Consider the following 24548-nt stretch of genomic DNA (forward strand, 5'->3'; position numbering starts at 1 on the left):
AAAGAATGAATTCTCTACATTTTCTGGTTTCAACCTTATTTGACCTCTACATAATGGTGGTCATTTTGCGCTTATGGCTACAAATGGCGCGTGCGGATTTCTACAATCCGTTTTCACAGTTTATCGTTAAAGCTACTCAGCCTATCGTCGCGCCATTACGCCGAGTGATCCCTTCGATCGGAAGTGTGGACATGGCAACGCTGCTTTTTGCCTACGTACTTTGCGTTCTTAAGTACGTTACGATAGTTGCGATATCAACAAATGGTAACTTTGCGTTTGGCGTAGAGTTTCTCTACTTAGGCGCACTGTCTTTGGTGAAAGCCGCGGGCGGACTGTTGTTCTGGGTTCTATTAATTCGCGCTATCCTGAGCTGGGTAAGCCAAGGTCGAAGCCCAATCGAGTATGTATTCCATCAATTAACAGAGCCAATGTTAGCGCCAATCCGTCGTATTCTTCCAGAAATGGGCGGCTTCGATTTAAGCGTACTTGTCCTGTTTATTGTATTGCAGTTTGCCAATATCATGATGGGTGATGTAATCGGAGACATTTGGTTCCGCTTATAATGCCGACGGCAGTTACGTACAAAAATGATGAGGTAGTGCTAAGGCTTTACGTTCAGCCTAAAGCAAGCCGAGACAAAATCGTTGGGGAACATGGCGATGAACTGAAAATCGCCATCACTGCTCCACCGGTCGACGGTAAAGCCAACAGCCACCTCATTAAATATTTAGCGAAGCAATTTAATGTTCCCAAAGGGCAAATCAAAATAGAAAAAGGAGAGCTCGGACGGCATAAGCAAGTTCGAGTATTCACTCCTAAAAAAATGCCCAACGAAATACTAGCCCTCCTATGAGGGCTTTTTTAGAGGAAGCAATCATGAGCAAATGGCTAACCGTCTTGTTGACACTGTGCCTAGTCGCGCCAGCCACAGCAGGTCAATTCAAAACCATCAAAAATATCGAAGTTCACTACTCCGCCTTTAACACGACATTTCTTACTCCCAAAGTGGCTAGGCAATACGACCTCACACGAAATGGGTACTCTGCTTTACTGAACATCAGTGTTTTAGATGATTCCAAAATTGGTAAGCCCGCCATCACGGCAAAACTCAAAGGTCACGCGAAAAATTTGTTGGGGCAAATACGGGAACTGACGTTTAGGGAAGTCAAAGAAGGTACCGCGATATATTACTTAGCTGAGATTCCGATTACTCATGAAGAGATCATTACTTTTACAGTAGATGTAGATTCAGGTTTATCTGGAAAAGGGCAATTGCGCTTTACCCAAAAATTCTACGTGGAAGAATAATTGAGTGACAAAAAGAAGAGTAATGGAGTCGCATAGCTGAAAAGTGATATCCTTGCGCCGCTTCCAATCTTACTGACAGGAAACCTCATAATGAACAAATTGGTATTAGCGACAGGAAATCAGGGCAAAGTAAAAGAAATGGCAACCCTGCTGTCTGAATTCGGCTTTGATGTATTGGCACAAAGCGAATTCAATGTTTCCTCAGTGGCAGAAACTGGTACAACATTTATCGAAAATGCCATCATCAAAGCCCGACACGCTGCAAAAGAAACGGGGCTGCCCGCTATCGCAGACGATTCTGGTCTTGAGGTGGACTTTCTAAAAGGCGCGCCGGGCATCTACTCTGCACGCTACGCTGGAGAAGATGCTTCTGACCAAGATAACCTTGAAAAGCTCTTACAAGCGATGACAGACGTACCCGAAGCACAGAGAACGGCTCGCTTCCATTGTGTATTGGTATTAATGCGTCATGAAAACGATCCTACGCCCATTGTTTGCCATGGAAAATGGGAAGGAAAGATCCTAACTCAAGCGCACGGTGAAAATGGTTTCGGCTACGACCCTATTTTCTATGTACCGGAAGATAATTGCGCATCTGCGGAATTAGATCCTATTCGCAAGAAGCAACTTTCCCACCGTGGAAAGGCCTTAAGCCAGCTATTTGACCAGCTTAAGCAGCAAGGCATCTAACGTCTTATGCTCACACCACCTGCGTTAAGCCTTTATGTACACATCCCTTGGTGTGTACAAAAGTGCCCCTATTGTGATTTCAATTCTCATGCACTCAAAGCTGATATCCCCGAAGCTGAGTACATTGCTGCACTGCTCGAAGATCTCGATACAGACATAGAGCGGTACAAGCTCAATGACAACCCAAGACTGCTGCATTCGATCTTTATTGGAGGCGGTACACCAAGCTTGATTTCGGCAGAAGGTATCTCAGATTTACTCCATGGTATTGAGCAGCGGCTTCCTTTTAAGCCAGATATCGAAATTACGATGGAAGCCAATCCGGGGAGTATTGAAGCCGAACGTTTTGTTGGATACCGAAAAGCAGGCGTTACTCGAATATCTATTGGTGTACAAAGCTTCGAACAAGAAAAGCTAGAACGACTTGGTCGTATTCATGGCAAAGAAGAAGCCGTCAACGCTGCAAAGCTTGCGCATAAGATCGGGCTAAACAGCTTTAATCTCGATCTCATGCATGGTTTACCCGATCAAAGCATAGAGCAGGCTCTCAGCGACCTAGAAAAGGCGATAGAATTAGATCCTCCGCACTTGTCTTGGTATCAACTGACGATAGAACCCAATACCATGTTCTATTACAAGCCACCGACACTGCCAGATGATGATGACTTATGGGATATCTTCGATCTCGGACACCAAAAGTTGACCGATGCGGGTTATGTTCAATATGAGATATCCGGCTACAGCAAACCAGAGTACCAATGCCAACATAACTTAAACTATTGGCGTTTTGGGGATTACCTTGGTATTGGCTGTGGTTCGCACGGAAAGGTTAGTTTTGCAGATGGGCGTATTGTTCGCACCACAAAAGTGAAACATCCGCGTGGCTATTTGGCTGCGTATCAGAACATGGTTAAGCCTTACCTCGACAAAGAACAGCAAGTATCAGACGAAGACCGCCCATTTGAATTCTTTATGAATCGCTTTCGCCTGCTCGAAGCTTGCCCCAAAAAAGATTTCACCGAGATGACTGGGCTGAATTTCTCTGCAATTCAAAACACAATTAGCCATGCGCTAGAGCTTGGCTACTTATCTGAAACAGAAACCCATTGGCAAGTTACCGAAAAAGGAAAGCTTTTCCTCAATGATTTGCTAGAGGCCTTTATGCCAGAAGAAGATGAATAGGCAGGAAAGCTCCTGCCTAAGATTTAAGATTTAAGATTTAACTAGAATATTGAGCGACCAATACGTTCTGAAAGCAGTTCTAAAGCTCGTGTACCCGCTAAAGAATTCCCCGACGCATCGAGCTCTGGAGACCATACAGCGATAGTCATTTCACCGGGTACGATGGCAACAATCCCCCCGCCAACACCAGATTTACCCGGCATACCAACTCGATACGCAAATTCGCCTGCACCGTCATACAAACCACACGTCGCTAACAATGCGTTAAGCTGTTTTGTTTGTGTAGGTGTGATCACTTGCTTACCAGTTTGTACCGATACTCCTTTGTTTGCCAAATAACTGAACGTTTTGGCTAAATCAACGCAGCTCATCTTTAATGCGCAGGCATGGAAGTAATTATTCAGCACTGGAATCACGTCATTTTGGAAATTACCAAATGATCGCATTAGGTAAGCAATTGCCGCATTGCGGTCGCTGTGCATCATTTCCGAGGCTGCCACGACTTTGTCGTACACAATATGAGTATCCCCTGAAAGCTGGCGAACAAACTCCAGTAACCGCTGCCTTGGCGCAGAAAGGCGGCTATGAAGTAAATCGGCAACCACAATGGCTCCTGCATTAATGAAAGGGTTACGAGGGATCCCCTGCTCCATTTCTAGCTGAATCATTGAGTTGAATGCTTGACCCGATGGCTCTTTTCCAACTCGTATCCAGATTTCTTCTTGCTGATACAAAACCATGGCGAGCGTTAGGCTTAACGCTTTGGAAATAGACTGAATCGAAAAAGGTTCATCGGCATCGCCAGACTGAAATACTTTTCCATCATTGGTGTAAACGGCGATCGCTAATTTTTCATTGTGAACTTTTGCTAATGCAGGAATGTAGTCGGCGACTTTGCCTTTCCCAATCAACGGTCGAACATCATCAAGTATGTCGGCAAGCAGTAAGTTTGTAGGTTTCATTAATTATTGGACCTTAATTTTTATTCTTATCGTTTTTCTTTTTCGCCCTATAGAAGAGCAAAAAAGCCAACATAACGTTGGCTTTTTTGGGCATCATCACCGAAGTATTAATTGGTGAGTACCCAGAAATAAATTGCTTCTAACCTTAGGCAGTTAGCGCTTAAAAGTTAGCTTACACGCTTAAATTTAATATCCCAAACACCATGCCCCAAACGGTGGCCTCGCGCCTCAAATTTAGTTAAAGGGCGATCGTCTGGTCTTGGCACAAAATCACCTTCTTCAGCAATATTTGTGTAGCCAGGTGCTTCATTCATCACTTCAATCATATGTTCTGCATAATTCTCCCAGTCGGTTGCCATATGGAAGATACCCTCTTCCAATTTCAGTTTTTGGCGAACCATTTCAGCAAAATCAAGCTGAACAATACGGCGCTTATGGTGACGCTTTTTATGCCACGGGTCTGGGAAGAAAAGTTGAAGTGTCGCTAAACTACTGTCTGGAATCATGTTCGCAAACACTTCCACCGCATCGTGACACATTACACGCAAGTTAGTAATACCCGCTTCGCGCGCTGCTGCAAGGCAAGCGCCGACACCTGGGCTGTGCACTTCTATACCAATGAAGTTTTTCTCTGGTGCATTTTTTGCCATTTCAACTAATGATGCACCCATTCCGAAACCAATCTCCAGAACCACAGGATTGTCATTACCAAATACTTCTTTCCAATCAAGAAGCTGTGATTGATAGTCGATACCCATTGTCGGCCAGCACTCATTCATCGCACTTTCCTGACCTTTGGTAAGACGCCCTTCACGACGTACAAAACTGCGAACTTTACGTACCAGTTTGCCGTCTTCAGTGTATTCGTTAGTGGTCACTTCACTCATTGATTATAGCCTGCGCATTAATTGATCAAAGCGGGGATTATCCAAAGAATTGGCGTTGGTGCAAGTGTTATTCGAAGAAAAAGCTCTTGGCAATTTCACACACTATCTCCACACACTTTGTCGGTTTTACATCCAGCCCTAAGTGTGGTGCAATTTTGCCCTTAATAAAAGCAAAAAGCAGAGCATGTCGTGACACCATTCGCAAAGGCAATTTTAACTTGGTATGACGCCTACGGGCGAAAGAGTCTACCGTGGCAAAAGAACAAAACCGCGTATTCGGTTTGGCTATCTGAGATCATGCTTCAGCAGACTCAGGTCGCCACCGTCATTCCATACTACGAGCGTTTTCTTAACCGCTTTCCTACAGTAACGGATCTCGCTAATGCCGAACAAGATGAAGTCCTGCACCTATGGACAGGGCTTGGATACTACGCACGGGCAAGGAACCTACATAAAGCCGCAAAGGAGGTCGCTGAAAAATACCAAGGTGAATTTCCAAAAGATCTGGAGAGCATGAACGCCCTTCCGGGAATTGGTCGTTCCACTGCAGCTGCCGTACTTTCGTCTGTTTACAAGCTACCCCACGCCATTCTAGACGGGAACGTAAAGCGTACATTAGCGCGTAGCTTTGCTGTTTCTGGCTGGCCAGGGCAAAAAAAAGTAGAAAATAAGCTTTGGGAGTACGCTGAACAGCACACTCCAAACACCGATGTCGATAAATACAACCAAGCAATGATGGATATGGGCGCAATGATTTGTACCCGAAGCAAACCAAAATGCACGTTATGCCCTGTATCGACAATGTGTGAAAGCAACAAAAATGGGAATCAACTTGATTACCCAGGTAAAAAACCGAAAAAAGAAAAACCCGTAAAAGAGACTTGGTTCGCATTGCTCTATCACGATAACCACATATGGTTGGAACAAAGACCACAAAGTGGAATTTGGGGCGGGCTATTTTGTTTTCCTCAAAAAGAAGACCAAGAATTAGCGACAGAGTTAAACAAACGTTCAATTACGGAATCAACCATAGATGAAGAAAAAACGCTGATTGCGTTTCGTCATACTTTCAGCCATTACCATCTAGATATCACGCCTGTTTTGTTCAAACTTTCTAAACAGCCAGATATGGTAATGGAAGGAACGAAAGGTCTCTGGTATAACTTGTCACAACCTGAAGAAATTGGCTTAGCTGCTCCTGTAAAGCAGTTAATTGAAAGCCTACCCTTTGAAATAAATTAAGGAGCCATTATGAGCCGCACTGTTTTCTGTGCTCGATTGAAGAAAGACGGAGAGGGATTGGATTTTCAACTGTATCCCGGTGATCTGGGCAAGCGTATTTTTGATAACATCTCGAAAGAAGCTTGGGGTATGTGGCAGCACAAACAAACCATGCTTATCAATGAGAAGAAGCTCAACATGATGGACCCTGAGCATCGTAAAGAGCTAGAAAAAGAAATGGTCAAATTCTTGTTTGAAGGTAAAGACGTCGTCATCGATGGTTACACGCCACCGAGTGAATGATCACTTAAACGCATAACCTACCTTTACCTTTATCCCTTAAAAAGACATCATTGCTTTCATTAACGGTGTCTTTTTCGGGAAAACGATGAAAAAAATATTCTACTTTTGTACTGCTTTATTACTCGTGGGATGCAGTCGTGAATTTATCGAAAACATTTACCAAGTAGATTACGAGCCCACCAATCGATTCGCCAAAAACCTCGCTGAGCTCCCTGGTCAATTCCAAAAAGACATTGCTGCACTTGATGCGTTGATGAACAGTTTCTCCATTAATATTGAAAAGAAATGGGGTAAAGCTGAAATTCGAGTGGCAGGAAAAAGCAATTACGTAAAATACATAGATAACTACCAAAGCCGCGCAGAAGTTGATTTTGCAAAAGGTAAAGTAACCATCAGTACGGTTTCTTCTACTGAACCGAAAAAACACCTTAAAAATGCCATTATCACCACGTTGCTGACACCCGATGATCCTGCAAGTGTCGATTTGTATTCATCTTCCAATATAAAACTGGAAGGTAGACCCTTTCTTTACCAACAAGTCGTAGACCAAGACAAAAAAGCAATCCAATGGAGCTGGCGCGCAAATCGTTTTGCTGATTACCTCATCGCCAACCAGTTAAAGTCACGAACCATTGATTTCAAAAAATCCTTCTACGTTGAAATTCCGATGGTTAAAGACCATTTTGAACGCCGCAGCTATAAATACGCTGACATCGTTCAAAGAGCGTCACGCAAGTATGACATCCCCGAAGATCTGATTTACGCCATTATCAAAACCGAGAGTAGCTTCAACCCTTATGCCGTTAGCTGGGCAAATGCTTATGGTTTGATGCAAGTTGTTCCTAAAACTGCAGGCCGCGACGTATTTAAACTCGTCAAAAAGAAGCCAGGGCAACCTTCCCCTGAATACTTATTCGATCCTGAAAAGAATATCGATACAGGTACCGCTTATTTCTACATTCTGAAGAACCGCTACCTAAAAAATGTGAAACACCCGACCTCTTTAGAATACAGTATGATTTCAGCCTACAACGGTGGAACCGGAGGTGTGTTAAATACATTCAATCGTAACGATAGAAAACGAGCCATGAGAGATTTAAATTCCCTTCAACCAAATCAAGTTTATTGGGCTCTGACCAAGAAACACCCGAACAGCGAAGCTCGCCGTTATCTGGAAAAAGTGACTAAATTCAAGCGCGACTTCAATTCCGGTAAGAGTTAAGTGTTGAAACTTAGGCATATCGTTTACTTTCTCGACAAAAACACACTTTTTTGATTTTTTTTGCAAAAAGAAGTTGACGGTAAGGCTGAAAATCCGTTTAATAGCGCTCCGTCGCCCGGATAGCTCAGTCGGTAGAGCAGAGGATTGAAAATCCTCGTGTCGGTGGTTCGATTCCGCCTCCGGGCACCACAATTTGATTGTTGGTGTCTCATTTAGACGTTAACAAAGTAGCAAAGAATTTAGTGTGCCGACTTAGCTCAGTAGGTAGAGCAACTGACTTGTAATCAGTAGGTCACCAGTTCGACTCCGGTAGTCGGCACCATTCTTTTGCCTCGATAGCTCAGTCGGTAGAGCAGAGGATTGAAAATCCTCGTGTCGGTGGTTCGATTCCGCCTCGAGGCACCATTATTTGGTGCTTGTCTCAATGAGATAACACAAATAATTCCCCCTTAGTTCAGTTGGTAGAACGGCGGACTGTTAATCCGTATGTCGCAGGTTCGAGTCCCGCAGGGGGAGCCACTTTTAAGAAGCCAAGTCGAAAGACTTGGCTTTTTTCGTTCTAATTACTCATATCCCGCTTATACTTCAGGTCTTGATGGCTCCATAAGCCCCATCAGAAAAACATCATTTAAAACAGCCTACCTAAAGCGGTCATCTTGACCATAAGCTGAAACCAAATTAAGTCAGTTATCTCAACAGAATCAACTTAAAAATCCATATGCGCATAACGACATTACTCGCTATGCAATCGATAAATGTATGTCATCTAACAATTAAGATTTCATTTTCTATTAATGATGATTTTATTGATCACCATTCAAATATTAATAATTTATGAATTCCCACTGATAGTTAGCCCAACAAAATAAGATAACGAATTCTATGATTAATACTCGTACTAATAGAATATCCAGCCAATTATTTTATGCACTAAATATCATAATTTACCAAACAAAATCTCGATTAATTATTCGCCTAGATGTCAATTATTTCGAGCTAAAAATTTAATCTAACTCATACTTTGATATTTAAGCATTATAAAAATATTAAACTCTACCCTAATATGCCGATATAAAGCAGCAGGCAGAAATCGATACTTGGTTTCGGCTGACTTTAATTAGGCAAACTGCCGAGGGGACACCATGAAATTAAAAACTCAATCTTATTTGCTTTCGGCGATCATTCTGGTTTCGCTGCTAGCATTGACCGCTACAGGCTTGTGGACACTGCGCGTTGCCAGTAACCTAGATAACAAGTCTCGTGTAACCGAACTGTTCAAAAGTACGTACAGTATTTTGGGCGAGATGGAAAAAATGGCGCAGGATGGGACCCTTACAGAGGAACAAGCAAAAACAATCGCTACTCGCATCCTTCGAAACAATATTTATAAAGACAATGAATACGTTTATGTTGCGGATGAAAACCTCAACTTTGTAGCGACCCCTTTAGATCCTCAACTCCATGGAACCAGCTTCCATGATTTCAAAGATGGAAACGGCGGCAGTGTTGGTAGCATTCTTCAACAAGCGGTAGCACAAAATCCAAACGGCATTGCGGAATACGTCTGGACACAAAAACAGGCAGACAACTCGATAGAAGAAAAGCTGTCCATTGCTGAAAAGTCTCAAGTGTGGGGCTGGTACGTGGGTACTGGTATCGGATTTAATGAAGTGAATGAGCGATTCTGGTCTACCGCTAAATGGCAGCTCACTCTTTGTGTCTTCATTGGTGGGGCTATCTTTATTATTCTTCTTCTCGCTATTCGCCGAATGATATCACTACTAGGTGGGGAGCCTCAGGAAGTTCGCAAAGCCGTTCAAGCTGTCGCTGCAGGTCAAATCCAAGCAAACTTCAGTGAAGAGGCAGAGGAAGGCAGTATCTACCATGCAGTACAGCAGATGAGCCGCTCTCTTGCGCAATTGGTCAGCAACTTAGAGAAATCTATGGTCGCCCTAAGACAAGAGCTATCTGATGTCGAATCTCGCGCAGGTGTTATTGCTGGGTTAACAGATACACAGCAACAGTCTACTGAAATGATTGCAACGGCAATGACGGAAATGGCCTCTTCTGCAAACAACGTAGCAGATTCAGCTCGAGACACAGCCTCCAACACCGATGAAGCCGATAGACAAAGCCAAGTGACGCAGCAGCTTATTCACAGCACCGTAGGTAACATTGAAGGTTTGGCGACCCAGCTAGGTACAGCAAGCCAAGCTGTTTCAGACCTAGACAACGACGTAAACAACATTGCAAAAGTATTGGATGTTATTGGTGATATCGCTGAGCAGACAAATCTTCTGGCTTTGAATGCTGCAATCGAAGCCGCCCGTGCCGGTGAGCAAGGTCGAGGTTTCGCAGTCGTTGCCGATGAAGTCAGAAACCTGGCAGGTAGAACTCAAGGTAGCACCAAAGAAATCCAACAAATGATCTCTAATCTTCAAGAAGGGTCTCGTAACGCAATCAACACTATGGGTGTATGCGCTGAAACTAGCCAAAATACGGTAGTTGAGTCAAGAAACGCATCCGAAGCGTTGCAGCACATCGTTGAAGCTCTAGAGTCCATTACATCAATGAGTCATCAAATTGCTACGGCAGCAGCAGAGCAAACTCAAGTTGGCGATGACATCTCACAACGAATCAACATGATTGAAGAAAGTGGTAACCAGCTAAGCAGTGTCGTTTCTGAAAGTCATAACAGTACGCAAACACTGTCTTCACTCTCAAATGAACTGGAAACTTGGGTCAACAAGTTCACCGTACAAAAATAATATATTGGGGTAATACACAGGCTAAGAGTGTTCATGGCATTCTTAGCCTTTTTTATCATCCAGATATATGTTGAGCTCATGCTTTTCGTCACGATATTCTAATTATAGGAACTTAAACCGCCTTATAATTGATGGCATTTCCATCTCTAATGCTTAAAAACGTGCCACTAAGTACAGAAAAACATCAAACGATAGTTTTTTTACATTTTTGTATTGACCTCTAAGCCGAAAAGCCTTTTAATACACCCCGTCGCCCGGATAGCTCAGTCGGTAGAGCAGAGGATTGAAAATCCTCGTGTCGGTGGTTCGATTCCGCCTCCGGGCACCACAATTTTATGTTGTTGGTGCTTGCACGAACAAACAATGAATAAAGTGTGCCGACTTAGCTCAGTAGGTAGAGCAACTGACTTGTAATCAGTAGGTCACCAGTTCGACTCCGGTAGTCGGCACCATTTATTATTCCCCCTTAGTTCAGTTGGTAGAACGGCGGACTGTTAATCCGTATGTCGCAGGTTCGAGTCCCGCAGGGGGAGCCACTTTAAAGAGTTTAGAAACCATTCTGAATTCACAAGAGCCGACTTAGCTCAGTAGGTAGAGCAACTGACTTGTAATCAGTAGGTCACCAGTTCGATTCCGGTAGTCGGCACCACTCTTGATAGAGTCTAAATAATCAATTCCCCCTTAGTTCAGTTGGTAGAACGGCGGACTGTTAATCCGTATGTCGCAGGTTCGAGTCCCGCAGGGGGAGCCAAATTCAAATGCCAAGTCGAAAGACTTGGCTTTTTTCGTTGTAGATACACAATTAAGTAATAGCAAATAAACACCTCACTCACCCTGCTTAGCGCATTTCCATCACGACCCTTTCATTCCCGCCTAATTCGTTATATATTCTCCTGTGCGCGCCACCTACGCCACCTACTCGCGGAAAGAGTGATACTCAAGGTATTAAAGTATTACCCATTTGGGAACCACAATTCGGTTTACCTTCTCTTCTGAAAAGCGAGTACAGGAGCAATGAGACGGTGAATATATGAACCCTTTTTCTCTAAACCTTTCGTACCTAAAGAAACAAGCTAAAACACGCCTTAAAGCCATTAAATCGGGATCTAAAAACGATCTTATTTGGCTCAATGAGCACCATATTACCAATACCCAAGAAGCAGAAAGCGTGAAGCTTTCAGATGTCCAACTTTCTATAGCACGCGAACTCGGGCTTCCTAGTTGGGCTAAACTCAAACATCACGTAGAGTTATTAGAAAGCAACAGAAACCAACCTGGCAATATGCTTACGCTTCTAGACGACGACCTCCACACACTGCATGTACGTTGTGGTCACGATATTCAAGGAACACTCAAAAAATCCGGATTCATTGGAGATTTTCTTCCTTACATAGACCCTTTTTGTATTGGTCCCTTGGTAACAAATGAAGAAAATTTACTCACTCTACGTTCTGAGTTTATTTACCATAACCTTATTTCAGAAATGAAAGGGGTCGAGAAATCCATAGAGCATATCCGAGAGGACAGCGTAAGAGACTCCAACCAATTATTAGAAAGTAAGTATCAGAGAATCGTCCTATGGGTAGAACACGACAACTACGACCAACTCATGCTCATTCGCACTCTTGCCCTGCTTTCTTATCAAAACCTTGACCGCGTTGAGTTGATTGAAATCGATAAATTCCCTGGAGGAGAACGTTTCATTGGTTTAGGACAGCTTCCTTCCGAAGCATTAAGAGTTCTTTGGGACACACGTAAAGAACTGACTATTGATCATATTACCGCTGCAAAAAGTCTGTGGGCGGCATTTTGCTCTCCTACACCGAAGAAACTCATAGACCAGTACAATCATATTGATGAATCGTTATTTCCAAACATCAAACACGTCATCTTTAGACATTTGCAAGAGATACCAAACTCAATCTCGAAATTAGGGCTCACTCAAGAAATCACCATTCAAGTACTCAAAAATAGCGAAGAAGAATTGGATTTCAAAACACTTTACAAGCGCTATATGGAGGCAGAGCCATTGGTATATCTTGCTGATCTTATGTATTGGGCGGTGATAAAACCTCTAACTCTCGGTGAAAACCCCGTTATTCATGCAAAAGGTATCGATGAAAAGGGGTGGAAAAAAGCCTCTATTGAATTGCTCGACCGCGATTTTGAATCTGCGCCAGCCATTGAAAACAAGTGGGTTGGAGGGATACAAATCAGCAACAAACAGTATTGGACATGGGATCATAAAGATCTCTCTACTATGAACGCGATCACCCTTTCTTAGGTCCATCTCTGGGCAAGGCTCTATGTGAGCTTTATCCAGAGCATTTACCTTTTTAGAGAGACCAAGACCATGAACCCACTCCACAAGTCTTCTTCAACCTGATACGGAAGACTTAGTATCTTTCTATAGTGAGAGTATCAGCTCTGGCATGCACACTGAATACCATCGCATTCACGCCTAGTAATTAGAAATTTGGTATCAACACCTCTGAGTTTTAAAGCACATCTACCGAAAAGGAATAAACTTTATTGGCTCATGTTGGTAGTCAAAATAAAAGAGTGGAGAACTAGATAGGGCTTGGATTCATTCAGCCGAGAGAGTAAATATATCTCTTAATAGTAAAAGACTTCGTAAGGCTTCTGAATCAATGCTAGAGCAGCTAGAGCCGCACACGACAGGATTCGTTCGACTACAGGGCGAATATACCTTCCCTAAACGCAAAAAACCTCAGCATTTCTGCTGAGGCTTCTTAAAAAAATGGTGGAGTGGCTGGGGTCGCACACGACCGGGGCTCGTTTGACCATAGGTCGAATATATCTTCCCTAAACGCAAAAAACCTCAACATTTCTGCTGAGGTTTCTCAAATAAATGGCGGAGTGGCTGGGGTCGCATACGACCGGGACTCGTTCGACCGCAGGTCGAATATCCCTTCCCTAAACGCAAAAAACCTCAACATTTCTGCTGAGGTTTCTTAAATAAATGGCGGAGTGGCTGGGGTCGCACACGACCGGGGCTCGTTCGACCGTAGGTCGAATATGTCTTCCCTAAACGCAAAAAAACTCAACATTTCTGTTGAGGTTTCTTAAATAAATGGCGAAATGGCTGGGGTCGCATACGACCGGGACTCGTTCGAACGTGGGACGAATATACCTTTCTTAAACGAAAAAAAACTCAACATTTCTGCTGAGGTTTCTTAAATAAATGGCGGAGTGGCTGGGGTCGCACGCAACCGGGACTCGTTCGACCGCAGGTCGAATATACCTTCCCTAAATACAAAAAACCTCAGCATGTCTGCTGAGGTTTCTTAAACAAATGGCGGAGTGGACGGGACTCGAACCCGCGACCCCCGGCGTGACAGGCCGGTATTCTAACCAACTGAACTACCACTCCGCAGTGGAATACCCGCTTATCATAAGCAGATGTTCAAATTCAAAGCCTGGCGATGTCCTACTCTCACATGGGGAAACCCCACACTACCATCGGCGCTATTGCGTTTCACTTCTGAGTTCGGCATGGAAATCAGGTGGGTCCACAACGCTATGGTCGCCAAGCAAATTCTTAATCTGGAAAGCTGTTTTTAAGTTCTGGTTCTTACACATTCAATCTGTTCTTATCTGAGTCCATCAAAACCCCTTGGGTGTTGTATGGTTAAGCCTCACGGGCAATTAGTACAGGTTAGCTCAACGCCTCACAACGCTTACACACCCTGCCTATCAACGTTCTGGTCTCGAACAACCCTTTAGGATACTTAAAGTATCAGGGAAGACTCATCTCAGGGCTCGCTTCCCGCTTAGATGCTTTCAGCGGTTATCGATTCCGAACTTAGCTACCGGGCAATGCCATTGGCATGACAACCCGAACACCAGAGGTTCGTCCACTCCGGTCCTCTCGTACTAGGAGCAGCCCCCTTCAATCTTCCAACGCCCACGGCAGATAGGGACCGAACTGTCTCACGACGTTCTAAACCCAGCTCGCGTACCACTTTAAATGGCGAACAGCCATACCCTTGGGACCGACTTCAGCCCCAGGATGTGATGAGCCGACATCGAGGTGCCAAACACCGCCGTCGATATGAACTCTTGGGCGGTATCAGCCTGTTATCCCCGGAGTACCTTTTATCCGTTGAGCGATGGTACCTTCCATTCAGAACCACCGGATCACTATGACCTGCTTTCGCACCTGCTCGAATTGTCATTCTCGCAGTCAAGCGGGCTTATGCCATTGCACTAACCACACGATGTCCAACCGTGTTTAGCCCACCTTCGTGCTCCTCCGTTACTCTTTGGGAGGAGACCGCCCCAGTCAAACTACCCACCAGGCACTGTCCTCACCCCAGATAATGGTCAAGTTAGAACATCAAAGCTACAAGGGTGGTATTTCAAGGACGGCTCCACCATATCTAGCGACATGGTTTCAAAGCCTCCCACCTATCCTACACATGTAGGTTCAATGTTCAGTGCCAAGCTGTAGTAAAGGTTCACGGGGTCTTTCCGTCTAGCCGCGGGTACACTGCATCTTCACAGCGATTTCAATTTCACTGAGTCTCGGGTGGAGACAGCGTACCATCATTACGCCATTCGTGCAGGTCGGAACTTACCCGACAAGGAATTTCGCTACCTTAGGACCGTTATAGTTACTACCGCCGTTTACCAGGGCTTCGATCAAGAGCTTCGTCCGAAGACTAACCCCATCAATTAACCTTCCGGCACCGGGCAGGCGTCACACCGTATACGTCATCTTACGATTTTGCACAGTGCTGTGTTTTTAATAAACAGTTGCAGCCACCTGGTATCTGCGACTCCTAATAGCTCCATCCGCGAGGGACTTCACCGTCAAGAGCGTACCTTCTCCCGAAGTTACGGTACCATTTTGCCTAGTTCCTTCACCCGAGTTCTCTCAAGCGCCTTGGTATTCTCTACCCGACCACCTGTGTCGGTTTGGGGTACGATTCCTTACAATCTGAAGCTTAGAGGCTTTTCCTGGAAGCATGGCATCAATGACTTCACTGCCGTAGCAGCTCGACGTCGTGTCTCAGCCTTAATGACGGTCCGGATTTACCTAAACCATCAGCCTACGCACTTGAACCTGGACAACCATCGCGCGCCCACTTAGCCTTCTCCGTCCCCCCATCGCAATTGTAAGAAGTACGGGAATATTAACCCGTTTCCCATCGACTACGCTTTTCAGCCTCGCCTTAGGGGTCGACTTACCCTGCCCCGATTAACGTTGGACAGGAACCCTTGGTCTTCCGGCGAGGGAGTTTTTCACTCCCTTTATCGTTACTCATGTCAGCATTCGCACTTCTGATACCTCCAGCAGCCCTTACAGACCACCTTCAACGGCTTACAGAACGCTCCCCTACCCCGCAATCAAAAGATTGCAGCCGCAGCTTCGGTTTACTACTTAGCCCCGTTACATCTTCCGCGCATACGACTCGACCAGTGAGCTATTACGCTTTCTTTAAATGATGGCTGCTTCTAAGCCAACATCCTGGCTGTCTGAGCCTTCCCACATCGTTTCCCACTTAGTAGTAATTTGGGACCTTAGCTGGCGGTCTGGGTTGTTTCCCTCTCCACGACGGACGTTAGCACCCGCCGTGTGTCTCCCGGATAGTACTTACTGGTATTCGGAGTTTGCAAAGGGTTGGTAAGTCGGGATGACCCCCTAGCCTTAACAGTGCTCTACCCCCAGTAGTATTCGTCCGAGGCGCTACCTAAATAGCTTTCGGGGAGAACCAGCTATCTCCAGGTTTGATTTCTTTCACCCCTAGCCACAAGTCATCCGCTAATTTTTCAACATTAGTCGGTTCGGTCCTCCAGTTGATGTTACTCAACCTTCAACCTGCCCATGGCTAGATCACCTGGTTTCGGGTCTATATCCAGAGACTGAACGCCCAGTTAAGACTCGGTTTCCCTACGGCTCCCCTAAACGGTTAACCTTGCCACTGAATATAAGTCGCTGACCCATTATACAAAAGGTACGCAGTCACACCACAAAGGTGCTCCTACTGCTTGTACGTACACGGTTTCAGGTTCTATTTCACTCCCCTCACAGGGGTTCTTTTCGCCTTTCCCTCACGGTACTGGTTCACTATCGGTCAGTCAGTAGTATTTAGCCTTGGAGGATGGTCCCCCCATATTCAGACAGGATATCACGTGTCCCGCCTTACTCGATTTCACTCAATGTGCGTTGTCGGTTACGGGGCTATCACCCTGTATCGCGTCCCTTTCCAGAGACTTCACCTGACGCACAAAAAGCTTAAGGGCTAACCCAATTTCGCTCGCCGCTACTTTCGGGATCTCGGTTGATTTCTCTTCCTCGGGGTACTTAGATGTTTCAGTTCCCCCAGTTTGCCTCCTGCTGCTATGTATTCACAACAGGATACTTACTTATGTAAGTGGGTTTCCCCATTCGGAAATCGTAGACTCAAGTGGCTTTTACTGCCTAATCTACGCTTATCGCAAGTTAATACGTCCTTCGTCGCCTCTGACTGCCAAGGCATCCACCGTGTACGCTTAGTCACTTAACCATACAACCCCAAGAGGTTTCGATTTGCGTTCACTTTTGAAAGTGAAGACAAAAAGGTGTATGGCAAACAACCAAGGTTTATTGTTGTCTCTTTGTTATGAGCGAGACAACACTTCGATTTTGCCGAACTCAAATATGTTTTCACTTTCGTGAAAACCCAAGAACACTTGAATGTGTGTTGGTACCTAAATGAACAAGTCATCTAGGATTTGAGAACTTTTAATTTGAATAACAACGCTTATCCGTAGATAAGGGGATTGTTGTTATTCGTCAGCTTTCCAAATTGTTAAAGAGCGTGATTCATTAAGAACCATTTCTAAATATTCTGTATTAAAAAAATACTTAAAGATGGTGGAGCTAAGCAGGATCGAACTGCTGACCTCCTGCGTGCAAGGCAGGCGCTCTCCCAGCTGAGCTATAGCCCCATCAATAATGTTGCTGGAATCTTGCTTTTGGCAAGATTGGTGGGTCTGAGTGGACTTGAACCACCGACCTCCCGCTTATCAGGCGAGCGCTCTAACCAGCTGAGCTACAGACCCAACATTACTCTTAACTGTTATAAACCGTATCAATCTGTGTGGGTACTCATCGCGACAATCATCGTATAAGGAGGTGATCCAGCCCCAGGTTCCCCTAGGGCTACCTTGTTACGACTTCACCCCAGTCATGAACCACAAAGTGGTAAGCGTCCCCCCGAAGGTTAAACTACCTACTTCTTTTGCAGCCCACTCCCATGGTGTGACGGGCGGTGTGTACAAGAGGAACGTATTCACCGTGGCATTCTGATCCACGATTACTAGCGATTCCGACTTCATGGAGTCGAGTTGCAGACTCCAATCCGGACTACGACGCACTTTTTGGGATTCGCTCACCATCGCTGGTTGATACGCCCTCTGTATGCGCCATTGTAGCACGTGTGTAGCCCTACTCGTAAAGTATGATGACTTGACGTCGTCCCCACCTTCCTCCGGTTTATCACCGGCAGTCTCCCTGGAGTTCCCACCATTACGTGCTGGCAAACAAGGATAAGGGTTGCGCTCGTTGCGGGACTTAACCCAACATTTCACAACACGAGCTGACGACAGCCATGCAGCACCTGTCTCATAGTTCCCGAAGGCACCAAAGCATCTCTGCTAAGTTCTATGGATGTCAAGAGTAGGTAAGGTTCTTCGCGTTGCATCGAATTAAACCACATGCTCCACCGCTTGTGCGGTACCCGTCAATTCATTTGAGTTTTAATCTTGCGACCGTACTCCCCAGGCGGTCTACTTAACGCGTTAGCTCCGAAAGCCACGGCTCAAGTACCACAACCTCCAAGTAGACATCGTTTACGGCGTGGACTACCAGGGTATCTAATCCTGTTTGCTCCCCACGCTTTCGCATCTGAGTGTCAGTATCTGTCCAGGTGTCCGCCTTCGCCACTGGTATTCCTTCAGATCTCTACGCATTTCACCGCTACACCTGAAATTCTACCCCCTCTACAGTACTCTAGCCTGCCAGTTTCAAATGCGGTTCCGAGGTTGAGCCCGGGCTTTCACATCTGACTTAACAAACCACCTGCATGCGCTTTACGCCCAGTAATTCCGATTAACGCTCGCACCCTCCGTATTACCGCGGCTGCTGGCACGGAGTTAGCCGGTGCTTCTTCTGCAGCTAACGTCAAGATATGAAGCTATTAACTTCACACCCTTCCTCACTGCTGAAAGTACTTTACAACCCGAACCTTCTTCATACACGCGGCATGGCTGCATCAGGCTTGCGCCCATTGTGCAATATTCCCCACTGCTGCCTCCCGTAGGAGTCTGGACCGTGTCTCAGTTCCAGTGTGGCTGATCATCCTCTCAGACCAGCTAGGGATCGTCGCCTTGGTGAGCCTTTACCTCACCAACTAGCTAATCCCACCTGGGCATATCCTGACGCGAGAGGCCCGAAGGTCCCCCTCTTTGGCCCGAAGGCGTTATGCGGTATTAGCCATCGTTTCCAATGGTTATCCCCCACATCAGGGCAATTTCCCAGGCATTACTCACCCGTCCGCCGCTCGACGCCGAATAGCAAGCTATTCTCGTTTCCGCTCGACTTGCATGTGTTAGGCCTGCCGCCAGCGTTCAATCTGAGCCATGATCAAACTCTTCAATTTAAGATTTTGTTCGGCTCAATGAATACTGACTTCAAACTACGTATGTAATTTAAAGCTATTATCGTTCCAACAGAACGATAATGAATTGACTGTGCCAATGATTGCTTTCTAAGAAAGTTATCATCGTATTGGTCACTCAGTTCATTGAAACCTAAATTGATACCGAAGTATCTATTTGGATTATCATCAACGAGTGCCCACACAGATTGATAGGTCTATATTGTTAAAGAGCGTTGCTTTTCGAGAAGTTTTTCTCTCAAAGCGGAGGTGCATTCTAGCGAGATAATTTGAAGAGTCAAACACTTTTTCAAATTTATTTTCTCAGAAGTTTTTCACCTCTCTAACACTGCTGAAGCCTTGTGGCGTCTGCCGTGTCAGTGAGGCGGCATTATAGAGACACTAATCTTTATGGCAAGCCTTTTCTTTAAAAAATAAGGAAAAAACGCACTTTTCTTTGAATTTCATTCAAAGTGCTGATTTATCCATGTTTTACCCCAGAATAAGCACAACTTATCCACAAAGTTATTCATTTTAGTACAAAAAGCGCACAACTGATATTGCCTATAAAAAAGAAAAGCTGCATAAGCAGCTTTTCTATCATGATACTAAGTTGTCATTTAAATGCCTGAGCCATCACTTTCGTTCTCTTCTTCATGAAGACCACATTCTCGCTTCAATCCAAAGAAACGAGTTTCTTCCTCGCTCATTCCCGGCTCCCACTTACGGGTTGTATGGGTATCGCCTACAGACAGATAGCCTTCTTCCCAAAGTGGATGATATGGAAGGTTGTTTTCCTCTAGGTAATAGTGGACATCTTTATTCGTCCAATCGATTACAGGCAAAAACTTAAATACACCGTTTTGAATAGCTAAGATGGGTAAGTTCGCTCGAGAACTCGATTGCTCGCGGCGAAGACCAGAAAACCAAGTACCCACCTCAAGTTCATCCAATGCACGACGCATCGGTTCCACTTTATTTAGCTTGTTGTACTTTTCTATGCCTTCTACACCTTGATCCCACAATTTTCCATAACGTGCTTCTTGCCAATTAGGGCTAGTTGCAGCACTGAAGATCTTGAGATTCAAATTGAGTTTCTCAGTTAGTTCGTCAATAAAGCGATACGTTTCTGGAAACAAATAGCCCGTATCCGTCAGAATGACTGGCGTATCGGCTTTAACCTGGGAAACCAAATGAAGCATCACTGCAGCCTGAATACCAAAACTGGACGACACCGCATGTGTGCCTTCTAAGTTTTCGATAGCCCACGCGACTCTTTCTTGTGCCGTCAGTGTTTCTAAATAACCGTTCAATTCAGCAAGGCGCAGCGACTGCTCCGCCTTGGTCATCGACAGTAACTCAGAAAGCTGGGGCTTCTTTGTTGCTGTAGTATCAGGCATGCAAATCCCTCTTAGAGATGAAGACTTCTTCGATAATGCCCGCACGAATTGTGAAGTCACCGAAGCACTCGCCTTCGTTACGCTCATTCGCCCAGCGTTCAACCAAGTGGTCGATCTCTTCTAGGATTTGAGCATCTGTGATGTTCTCTTTATACATCTTAGGAATACGAGTACCTGCGCGGTTCCCTCCTAAGTGTAAGTTATATCGACCAGGTGCCTTACCGACTAAGCCAATTTCAGCCAACATTGCACGACCACATCCATTAGGACAACCAGTTATGCGCAAGATGATGTTCTCATCTTCAGGTAACCCGTGCTTTTCAAGGATACCTTCAACGTCCGTAACAAACTCTGGTAAGAAGCGCTCCGCTTCTGCCATTGCAAGTGGACAAGTAGGAAACGCCACACATGCCATCGAGTTTTTGCGCTGTTCGCTCACGCTGTCATCCATCAAGCCGTGTTCACGCGCAATCTTTTCGATTTTCGCTTTTTGGCTTTTTGGCACACCTGCAACGATGAGGTTCTGATTCGCTGTCATGCGGAAATCACCTTTGTGGATTTTCGCGATTTCAGCTACACCTGTTTTCAGAGGTTTTCCTGGGTAATCCAGCAGACGACCGTTTTCAATGAAAAGCGCTAAATGGTGTTTTCCATCGATGCCTTCCGCCCAACCAATGCGGTCACCACGATAAGTCAGCTCGTAAGGACGGCTATCTTCAAACTTTACTTCAGCTCGTCTTTCAACTTCTGCTCTAAATACATCAGAACCTACTCGGTCTAAGGTGTATTTTGTTTTAGCGTTCTTACGGTTTGAACGGTTACCCCAGTCGCGCTGAGTGGTTACCACGGCTGCTGCAACGTCTAGCGTTTTTTCTAGTGGAATAAAACCAAAGTCATCCGCGCGACGTGCGTAAGTCGATGTATCACCATGCGTCATGGCAAGACCGCCACCCACTAGAACGTTAAAACCAACTAGCTTGCCTTCTTCTGCAATTGCAACAAAGTTCAAGTCATTAGCATGGACGTCGACGTCATTCTGAGGTGGAATCACAACCGTAGTTTTAAACTTACGTGGTAGATAGTTACTACCTAGAATCGGCTCTTCATCTGTGGTTTCTACTTTTTCACCATCTAACCAAATCTCTGCATAAGCACGCGTCTTTGGAAGTAAGTGTTCACTGATTTTCGCCGCCCACTCATAAGCTTCTTGATGAAACTGTGATTCGATTGGGTTGGTTGTACAAAGTACGTTTCGGTTAACATCACCCGCTGTTGCAATTGAGTCAATACCAATGCTGTTCAGCGTTTGGTGCATCAATTTAATATTTGGCTTAAGTACACCGTGGAACTGGAATGTTTGACGAGTCGTTAAACGGATACTTCCATAGGACGTATGTTCATCAGCAAACTTGTCGATAGCTAGCCATTGCTCTGGCTTAATAATCCCACCAGGCATACGTGCACGTAACATTACATTGTGCAGTGGCTCAAGCTTTTGCTTTGCACGCTCAGCTCGAATATCGCGATCATCCTGTTGGTACATACCGTGGAAACGGATCAACTGGAAATTATCTGCGGTAAACCCACCAGTGATACGATCTTGTAAATTTTCAGTGATCGTACCGCGTAGGAAATTGCTTTCTCTTTTTAGACGCTCATTATCGGAAAGTGGACCGAGCACTTCGCCTAGTACTTCTTGCTTATCACTCATTAGTACACATCCCTTTGGTAACGTTTTGCTTTACGCAGGTCGTTAATGAATTCTTCTGCTTTCTCTTGGCTTAAACCGCCATGCTCTTTTGCAACAGAGACCAATGCATCATTGACATCTTTCGCCATGCGAGTGGCATCGCCACACACGTAGATATAGGCGCCATCTTGAATCCACTGCCACATTTGCTCTGCGTGCTCAAGAATTCGATGCTGAACATATACTTTTTCTTGTTGATCACGGCTAAATGCGACATCTAACTGAGTCAACAAACCAGACTTGAGGTATTTCTGCCATTCCACCTGATACAAGAAATCTTGAGTGAAAGTACGGTCACCAAACAACAACCAGTTCTTACCTTCTGCATCGCGGTTATCACGCTCTTGGACGAAGCTACGGAAAGGTGCGATACCAGTACCAGGGCCAATCATGATCACTGGCGTGTTGTCGTCTTGTGGCAATTTGAAGTTATTATTGTTTTCAATAAACACCTTAACTTCACCGCCTTCTTCTAATCGATGAGATAAGAAGCTAGATGCACCACCATAGCGAGTCTCTTCACCTACGCCGTATTCCACAACACCTACCGTTAAATGAACTTCTTCATCAACTTCGCTTTGCGCAGATGCAATCGAATATAAGCGAGGCGTTAGACGACGTAGTATTCCTACTAACTCTTCTGCTGATAGCTTAGTTTTCTTCTCTCCAAGCACATCAATAACTTGAGTATTACCCGCGTATTCACGTAACTTGTCTTTGTCCGCAACCAGTTTCTCTAGCTTTTTACTGCCAGAAAGTTCTGCAAACTTAGTCACCAATTGAGGGTTAGACGTCGTCACTTCGTATTTGCTTATCAACGCAGTACGAATAGAAAGACTTTCACCATCAACTTCAATCGTTTCGATACCCGACAAACCAACCTTCGCTAAAATAGCATCGACTAACTCAGCGCTGTTTTCATACCAAACACCTAACGCATCGCCAGGCTGATAGGTAATACCCGACTCATCTAAATCAATTTCGATATGACGAACATCTTTGCCAGAATCACGACCCGTAATCTTCTGGCTAGTCAGAAGTGTTGCGGTATACGGCTTTTGCTTAGTGTACTGGCTGTGAGCAGCAGCAGGCTGACCGCCAGCATGAAGCTGAACCACTTCAGCTTCGTTCCCAGCAGAAAGCATATTTTTGGCTTTTTCAAGAGCCGCTTTACGCCACTCTGCTGCAGGCGCTTCATAGTCAACATCACAATCAAGGCGATCAATAAATGATGTCGCACCTAGCTTAGACAGGTACTCATCGAAATCTTTTGCCGTTTGGCAGAAAAACTCGTAGCTCGAATCACCCAAACCAATCACTGCGTATTGCAAGTTCGGTAATTTCGGTGCTTTCTTAGATTGTAGGAACTCATGAAGCTCCATAGCATTATCTGGTGCTTCACCTTCACCGTTTGTAGAGGCCACCACGATAACGTGGGTTTCTTTCGCCAAGTTCTTACCTTTGTAATCACTCGCGTCGAATAGCTCTACTGCAATTCCTTCTGCTTGCGCTTCTTCTTTCAGCGCTTCTGCAACGCCTTTCGCGTTACCCGTTTGTGAGGCGAAGATGATGCTCAGTTTGCCGGCTGGTTTTGCGGCTACTGCGGCGGCAGCCTGATTAATAGGCGCGGCAGCACCAGCTGGTTGATTTTGACTTATACCCCAAAAATAACCACTCACCCACGCTAGCTGCTGTGGGGACAATTCAGAAATAGCTTGTTGTAATTGACCTATTTGCTGATCGTTAAGTGGGCTTGCGAGGGCGGAAAGTTCCTTAAGTAACATGTCACGACATCCCTATTCATTGCGTGATGATAGATTAACCACTCCCCTTAATAATAAAAAAGAATAGATGAGCATGTTTTATAACTTTTTGGAAGTAAGAAAGGATGTGAACGGGTGGAATCAGTACTCTTCAATGCGAACTTGTCGAAATCCAACCGCTAGCGCAGATTTAGATGCCTTATCTAAGTCTATGTAATGACACTCTTCACCGTGTGAATCGGTAAGAAGAATAAAGCCGCCTCGCGTATGGCGAAACTCCACAATCCAAGTTCCTTCTTGGATAGAAGGTTCGATGATTGCCTCAATGAGTTGATTATCTTGATACAGGCTTCGCAGTTCAGAAATCGTCATGGGTCGTTCCGTGCTAACAAGCATGTTAATAAGAATGACGCAAAATACGCACTT

General features: G+C 45.1%; 16 protein-coding genes, 12 tRNA genes and 3 rRNA genes. 19 read left to right on the forward strand and 12 right to left on the reverse strand.

All coding sequences use genetic code 11. The features are described from left to right. Window positions 1-5 precede the first annotated feature (5 nt). The 5 genes from LDO37_RS16420 to hemW all read left to right on the forward strand — a co-directional run bounded on the left by LDO37_RS16420 (window position 6) and on the right by hemW (window position 3180). Window positions 6-563 (forward strand): YggT family protein, encoded by a 558-nt coding sequence (locus LDO37_RS16420; protein ID WP_126608183.1) that lies wholly within the window; start codon window positions 6-8, stop codon window positions 561-563. Further along, window positions 563-853 (forward strand): DUF167 family protein YggU, encoded by a 291-nt coding sequence (gene yggU / locus LDO37_RS16425; RefSeq protein ID WP_126608184.1) that lies wholly within the window; start codon window positions 563-565, stop codon window positions 851-853. The genes LDO37_RS16420 and yggU overlap by 1 nt, the downstream gene beginning before the upstream one ends. A gap of 23 nt (window positions 854-876) precedes the next feature. Further along, window positions 877-1308 (forward strand): DUF4426 domain-containing protein, encoded by a 432-nt coding sequence (locus tag LDO37_RS16430; RefSeq protein ID WP_126608185.1) that lies wholly within the window; start codon window positions 877-879, stop codon window positions 1306-1308. Between the two features lie 90 nt (window positions 1309-1398). Beyond that, entirely contained in the window at window positions 1399-1998 is a 600-nt protein-coding gene (locus LDO37_RS16435; protein ID WP_101112570.1) for an XTP/dITP diphosphatase, read from the forward strand. 6 nt (window positions 1999-2004) lie between these two features. Beyond that, complete coding sequence (gene hemW, locus LDO37_RS16440) at window positions 2005-3180, forward strand: radical SAM family heme chaperone HemW (protein ID WP_126608186.1); 1176 nt, start codon at window positions 2005-2007, stop codon at window positions 3178-3180. A gap of 41 nt (window positions 3181-3221) precedes the next feature. Here the strand turns inward: hemW and glsB are convergent, their stop codons facing one another. Together glsB and trmB are read right to left on the reverse strand one after the other, a co-directional pair. After that, entirely contained in the window at window positions 3222-4142 is a 921-nt protein-coding gene (gene glsB, locus LDO37_RS16445) for a glutaminase B (RefSeq protein ID WP_126608187.1), read from the reverse strand. A 167-nt stretch (window positions 4143-4309) separates the two neighbouring features. Next, window positions 4310-5029 (reverse strand): tRNA (guanosine(46)-N7)-methyltransferase TrmB, encoded by a 720-nt coding sequence (trmB, locus tag LDO37_RS16450; RefSeq protein WP_126608188.1) that lies wholly within the window; start codon window positions 5027-5029, stop codon window positions 4310-4312. A gap of 189 nt (window positions 5030-5218) precedes the next feature. Here trmB and mutY point away from each other — a divergent pair, with 189 nt between their 5' ends. The 14 genes from mutY to LDO37_RS16520 all read left to right on the forward strand — a co-directional run bounded on the left by mutY (window position 5219) and on the right by LDO37_RS16520 (window position 12827). Beyond that, window positions 5219-6271 (forward strand): A/G-specific adenine glycosylase, encoded by a 1053-nt coding sequence (gene mutY / locus LDO37_RS16455; RefSeq protein WP_126608189.1) that lies wholly within the window; start codon window positions 5219-5221, stop codon window positions 6269-6271. 9 nt (window positions 6272-6280) lie between these two features. Next, window positions 6281-6553 (forward strand): oxidative damage protection protein, encoded by a 273-nt coding sequence (locus tag LDO37_RS16460; RefSeq protein WP_126608190.1) that lies wholly within the window; start codon window positions 6281-6283, stop codon window positions 6551-6553. 85 nt (window positions 6554-6638) lie between these two features. Beyond that, entirely contained in the window at window positions 6639-7775 is a 1137-nt protein-coding gene (mltC, locus tag LDO37_RS16465; RefSeq protein WP_126608191.1) for a membrane-bound lytic murein transglycosylase MltC, read from the forward strand. A 113-nt stretch (window positions 7776-7888) separates the two neighbouring features. Next, window positions 7889-7964, forward strand: a tRNA-Phe gene (locus tag LDO37_RS16470). A 57-nt stretch (window positions 7965-8021) separates the two neighbouring features. Continuing rightward, window positions 8022-8097, forward strand: a tRNA-Thr gene (locus LDO37_RS16475). A gap of 7 nt (window positions 8098-8104) precedes the next feature. Beyond that, window positions 8105-8180 (forward strand) — tRNA-Phe (locus LDO37_RS16480). A 38-nt stretch (window positions 8181-8218) separates the two neighbouring features. Further along, a tRNA-Asn gene (locus LDO37_RS16485) sits at window positions 8219-8294 on the forward strand. A 623-nt stretch (window positions 8295-8917) separates the two neighbouring features. Next, window positions 8918-10543, forward strand: coding sequence for a methyl-accepting chemotaxis protein (locus LDO37_RS16490; RefSeq protein WP_126607265.1), 1626 nt, complete (start codon window positions 8918-8920; stop codon window positions 10541-10543). Between the two features lie 252 nt (window positions 10544-10795). Beyond that, a tRNA-Phe gene (locus tag LDO37_RS16495) sits at window positions 10796-10871 on the forward strand. Between the two features lie 48 nt (window positions 10872-10919). Beyond that, a tRNA-Thr gene (locus LDO37_RS16500) sits at window positions 10920-10995 on the forward strand. Window positions 10996-11003: 8 nt separating this feature from the next. Beyond that, a tRNA-Asn gene (locus LDO37_RS16505) sits at window positions 11004-11079 on the forward strand. A 37-nt stretch (window positions 11080-11116) separates the two neighbouring features. Beyond that, window positions 11117-11192, forward strand: a tRNA-Thr gene (locus tag LDO37_RS16510). 26 nt (window positions 11193-11218) lie between these two features. Continuing rightward, window positions 11219-11294 (forward strand) — tRNA-Asn (locus LDO37_RS16515). 279 nt (window positions 11295-11573) lie between these two features. Further along, window positions 11574-12827, forward strand: a complete 1254-nt coding sequence (locus LDO37_RS16520; protein WP_126609879.1) for a DUF1835 domain-containing protein — start codon at window positions 11574-11576, stop codon at window positions 12825-12827. A gap of 1033 nt (window positions 12828-13860) precedes the next feature. Here the strand turns inward: LDO37_RS16520 and LDO37_RS16525 are convergent. From LDO37_RS16525 to LDO37_RS16570, 10 genes are all read right to left on the reverse strand, one after another. Then, window positions 13861-13937 (reverse strand) — tRNA-Asp (locus LDO37_RS16525). A 44-nt stretch (window positions 13938-13981) separates the two neighbouring features. Continuing rightward, window positions 13982-14098: ribosomal RNA gene (rrf, locus tag LDO37_RS16530) — 5S ribosomal RNA — on the reverse strand. 93 nt (window positions 14099-14191) lie between these two features. Beyond that, a 23S ribosomal RNA gene (locus LDO37_RS16535) occupies window positions 14192-17076 on the reverse strand. A gap of 348 nt (window positions 17077-17424) precedes the next feature. Continuing rightward, window positions 17425-17500, reverse strand: a tRNA-Ala gene (locus LDO37_RS16540). 37 nt (window positions 17501-17537) lie between these two features. After that, window positions 17538-17614, reverse strand: a tRNA-Ile gene (locus LDO37_RS16545). A 66-nt stretch (window positions 17615-17680) separates the two neighbouring features. Beyond that, a 16S ribosomal RNA gene (locus LDO37_RS16550) occupies window positions 17681-19212 on the reverse strand. The 16S, 23S and 5S rRNA genes sit together here with 3 tRNA genes alongside, the layout of an rRNA operon. A 617-nt stretch (window positions 19213-19829) precedes the next feature. Then, window positions 19830-20609: a phosphoadenylyl-sulfate reductase gene (locus LDO37_RS16555; RefSeq protein WP_126607141.1), complete on the reverse strand. Its 780-nt coding sequence runs from the start codon at window positions 20607-20609 to the stop codon at window positions 19830-19832. After that, window positions 20602-22320 (reverse strand): assimilatory sulfite reductase (NADPH) hemoprotein subunit, encoded by a 1719-nt coding sequence (gene cysI, locus LDO37_RS16560; RefSeq protein WP_101114656.1) that lies wholly within the window; start codon window positions 22318-22320, stop codon window positions 20602-20604. Before cysI ends, LDO37_RS16555 begins: the two co-directional genes overlap by 8 nt. Further along, the gene (locus LDO37_RS16565) at window positions 22320-24143 is read right to left on the reverse strand and encodes an assimilatory sulfite reductase (NADPH) flavoprotein subunit (protein WP_126607142.1); all 1824 of its coding nucleotides are present in this window, start codon (window positions 24141-24143) and stop codon (window positions 22320-22322) included. Before LDO37_RS16565 ends, cysI begins: the two co-directional genes overlap by 1 nt. A gap of 120 nt (window positions 24144-24263) precedes the next feature. After that, window positions 24264-24494: a hypothetical protein gene (locus tag LDO37_RS16570; RefSeq protein WP_101114654.1), complete on the reverse strand. Its 231-nt coding sequence runs from the start codon at window positions 24492-24494 to the stop codon at window positions 24264-24266. Window positions 24495-24548: the final 54 nt, after the last annotated feature.

Origin of the sequence: Vibrio penaeicida, from assembly GCF_019977755.1 — a bacterium.
Taxonomy (GTDB): Bacteria; Pseudomonadota; Gammaproteobacteria; order Enterobacterales; family Vibrionaceae; genus Vibrio; species Vibrio penaeicida.

Excerpts from the sequence above, each read along its gene's own strand:
- LDO37_RS16420 (WP_126608183.1), top strand. The coding sequence starts at position 6 with ATGAATTCTCTACATTTTCTGGTTTCAACCTTATTTGACCTCTACATA.
- yggU (WP_126608184.1), top strand. The coding sequence starts at position 563 with ATGCCGACGGCAGTTACGTACAAAAATGATGAGGTAGTGCTAAGGCTT.
- LDO37_RS16430 (WP_126608185.1), top strand. The coding sequence starts at position 877 with ATGAGCAAATGGCTAACCGTCTTGTTGACACTGTGCCTAGTCGCGCCA.
- LDO37_RS16435 (WP_101112570.1), top strand. The coding sequence starts at position 1,399 with ATGAACAAATTGGTATTAGCGACAGGAAATCAGGGCAAAGTAAAAGAA.
- hemW (WP_126608186.1), top strand. The coding sequence starts at position 2,005 with ATGCTCACACCACCTGCGTTAAGCCTTTATGTACACATCCCTTGGTGT.
- glsB (WP_126608187.1), bottom strand. The coding sequence starts at position 4,142 with ATGAAACCTACAAACTTACTGCTTGCCGACATACTTGATGATGTTCGA.
- trmB (WP_126608188.1), bottom strand. The coding sequence starts at position 5,029 with ATGAGTGAAGTGACCACTAACGAATACACTGAAGACGGCAAACTGGTA.
- LDO37_RS16460 (WP_126608190.1), top strand. The coding sequence starts at position 6,281 with ATGAGCCGCACTGTTTTCTGTGCTCGATTGAAGAAAGACGGAGAGGGA.
- mltC (WP_126608191.1), top strand. The coding sequence starts at position 6,639 with ATGAAAAAAATATTCTACTTTTGTACTGCTTTATTACTCGTGGGATGC.
- LDO37_RS16490 (WP_126607265.1), top strand. The coding sequence starts at position 8,918 with ATGAAATTAAAAACTCAATCTTATTTGCTTTCGGCGATCATTCTGGTT.
- LDO37_RS16520 (WP_126609879.1), top strand. The coding sequence starts at position 11,574 with ATGAACCCTTTTTCTCTAAACCTTTCGTACCTAAAGAAACAAGCTAAA.
- LDO37_RS16555 (WP_126607141.1), bottom strand. The coding sequence starts at position 20,609 with ATGCCTGATACTACAGCAACAAAGAAGCCCCAGCTTTCTGAGTTACTG.
- cysI (WP_101114656.1), bottom strand. The coding sequence starts at position 22,320 with ATGAGTGATAAGCAAGAAGTACTAGGCGAAGTGCTCGGTCCACTTTCC.
- LDO37_RS16565 (WP_126607142.1), bottom strand. The coding sequence starts at position 24,143 with ATGTTACTTAAGGAACTTTCCGCCCTCGCAAGCCCACTTAACGATCAG.
- LDO37_RS16570 (WP_101114654.1), bottom strand. The coding sequence starts at position 24,494 with ATGACGATTTCTGAACTGCGAAGCCTGTATCAAGATAATCAACTCATT.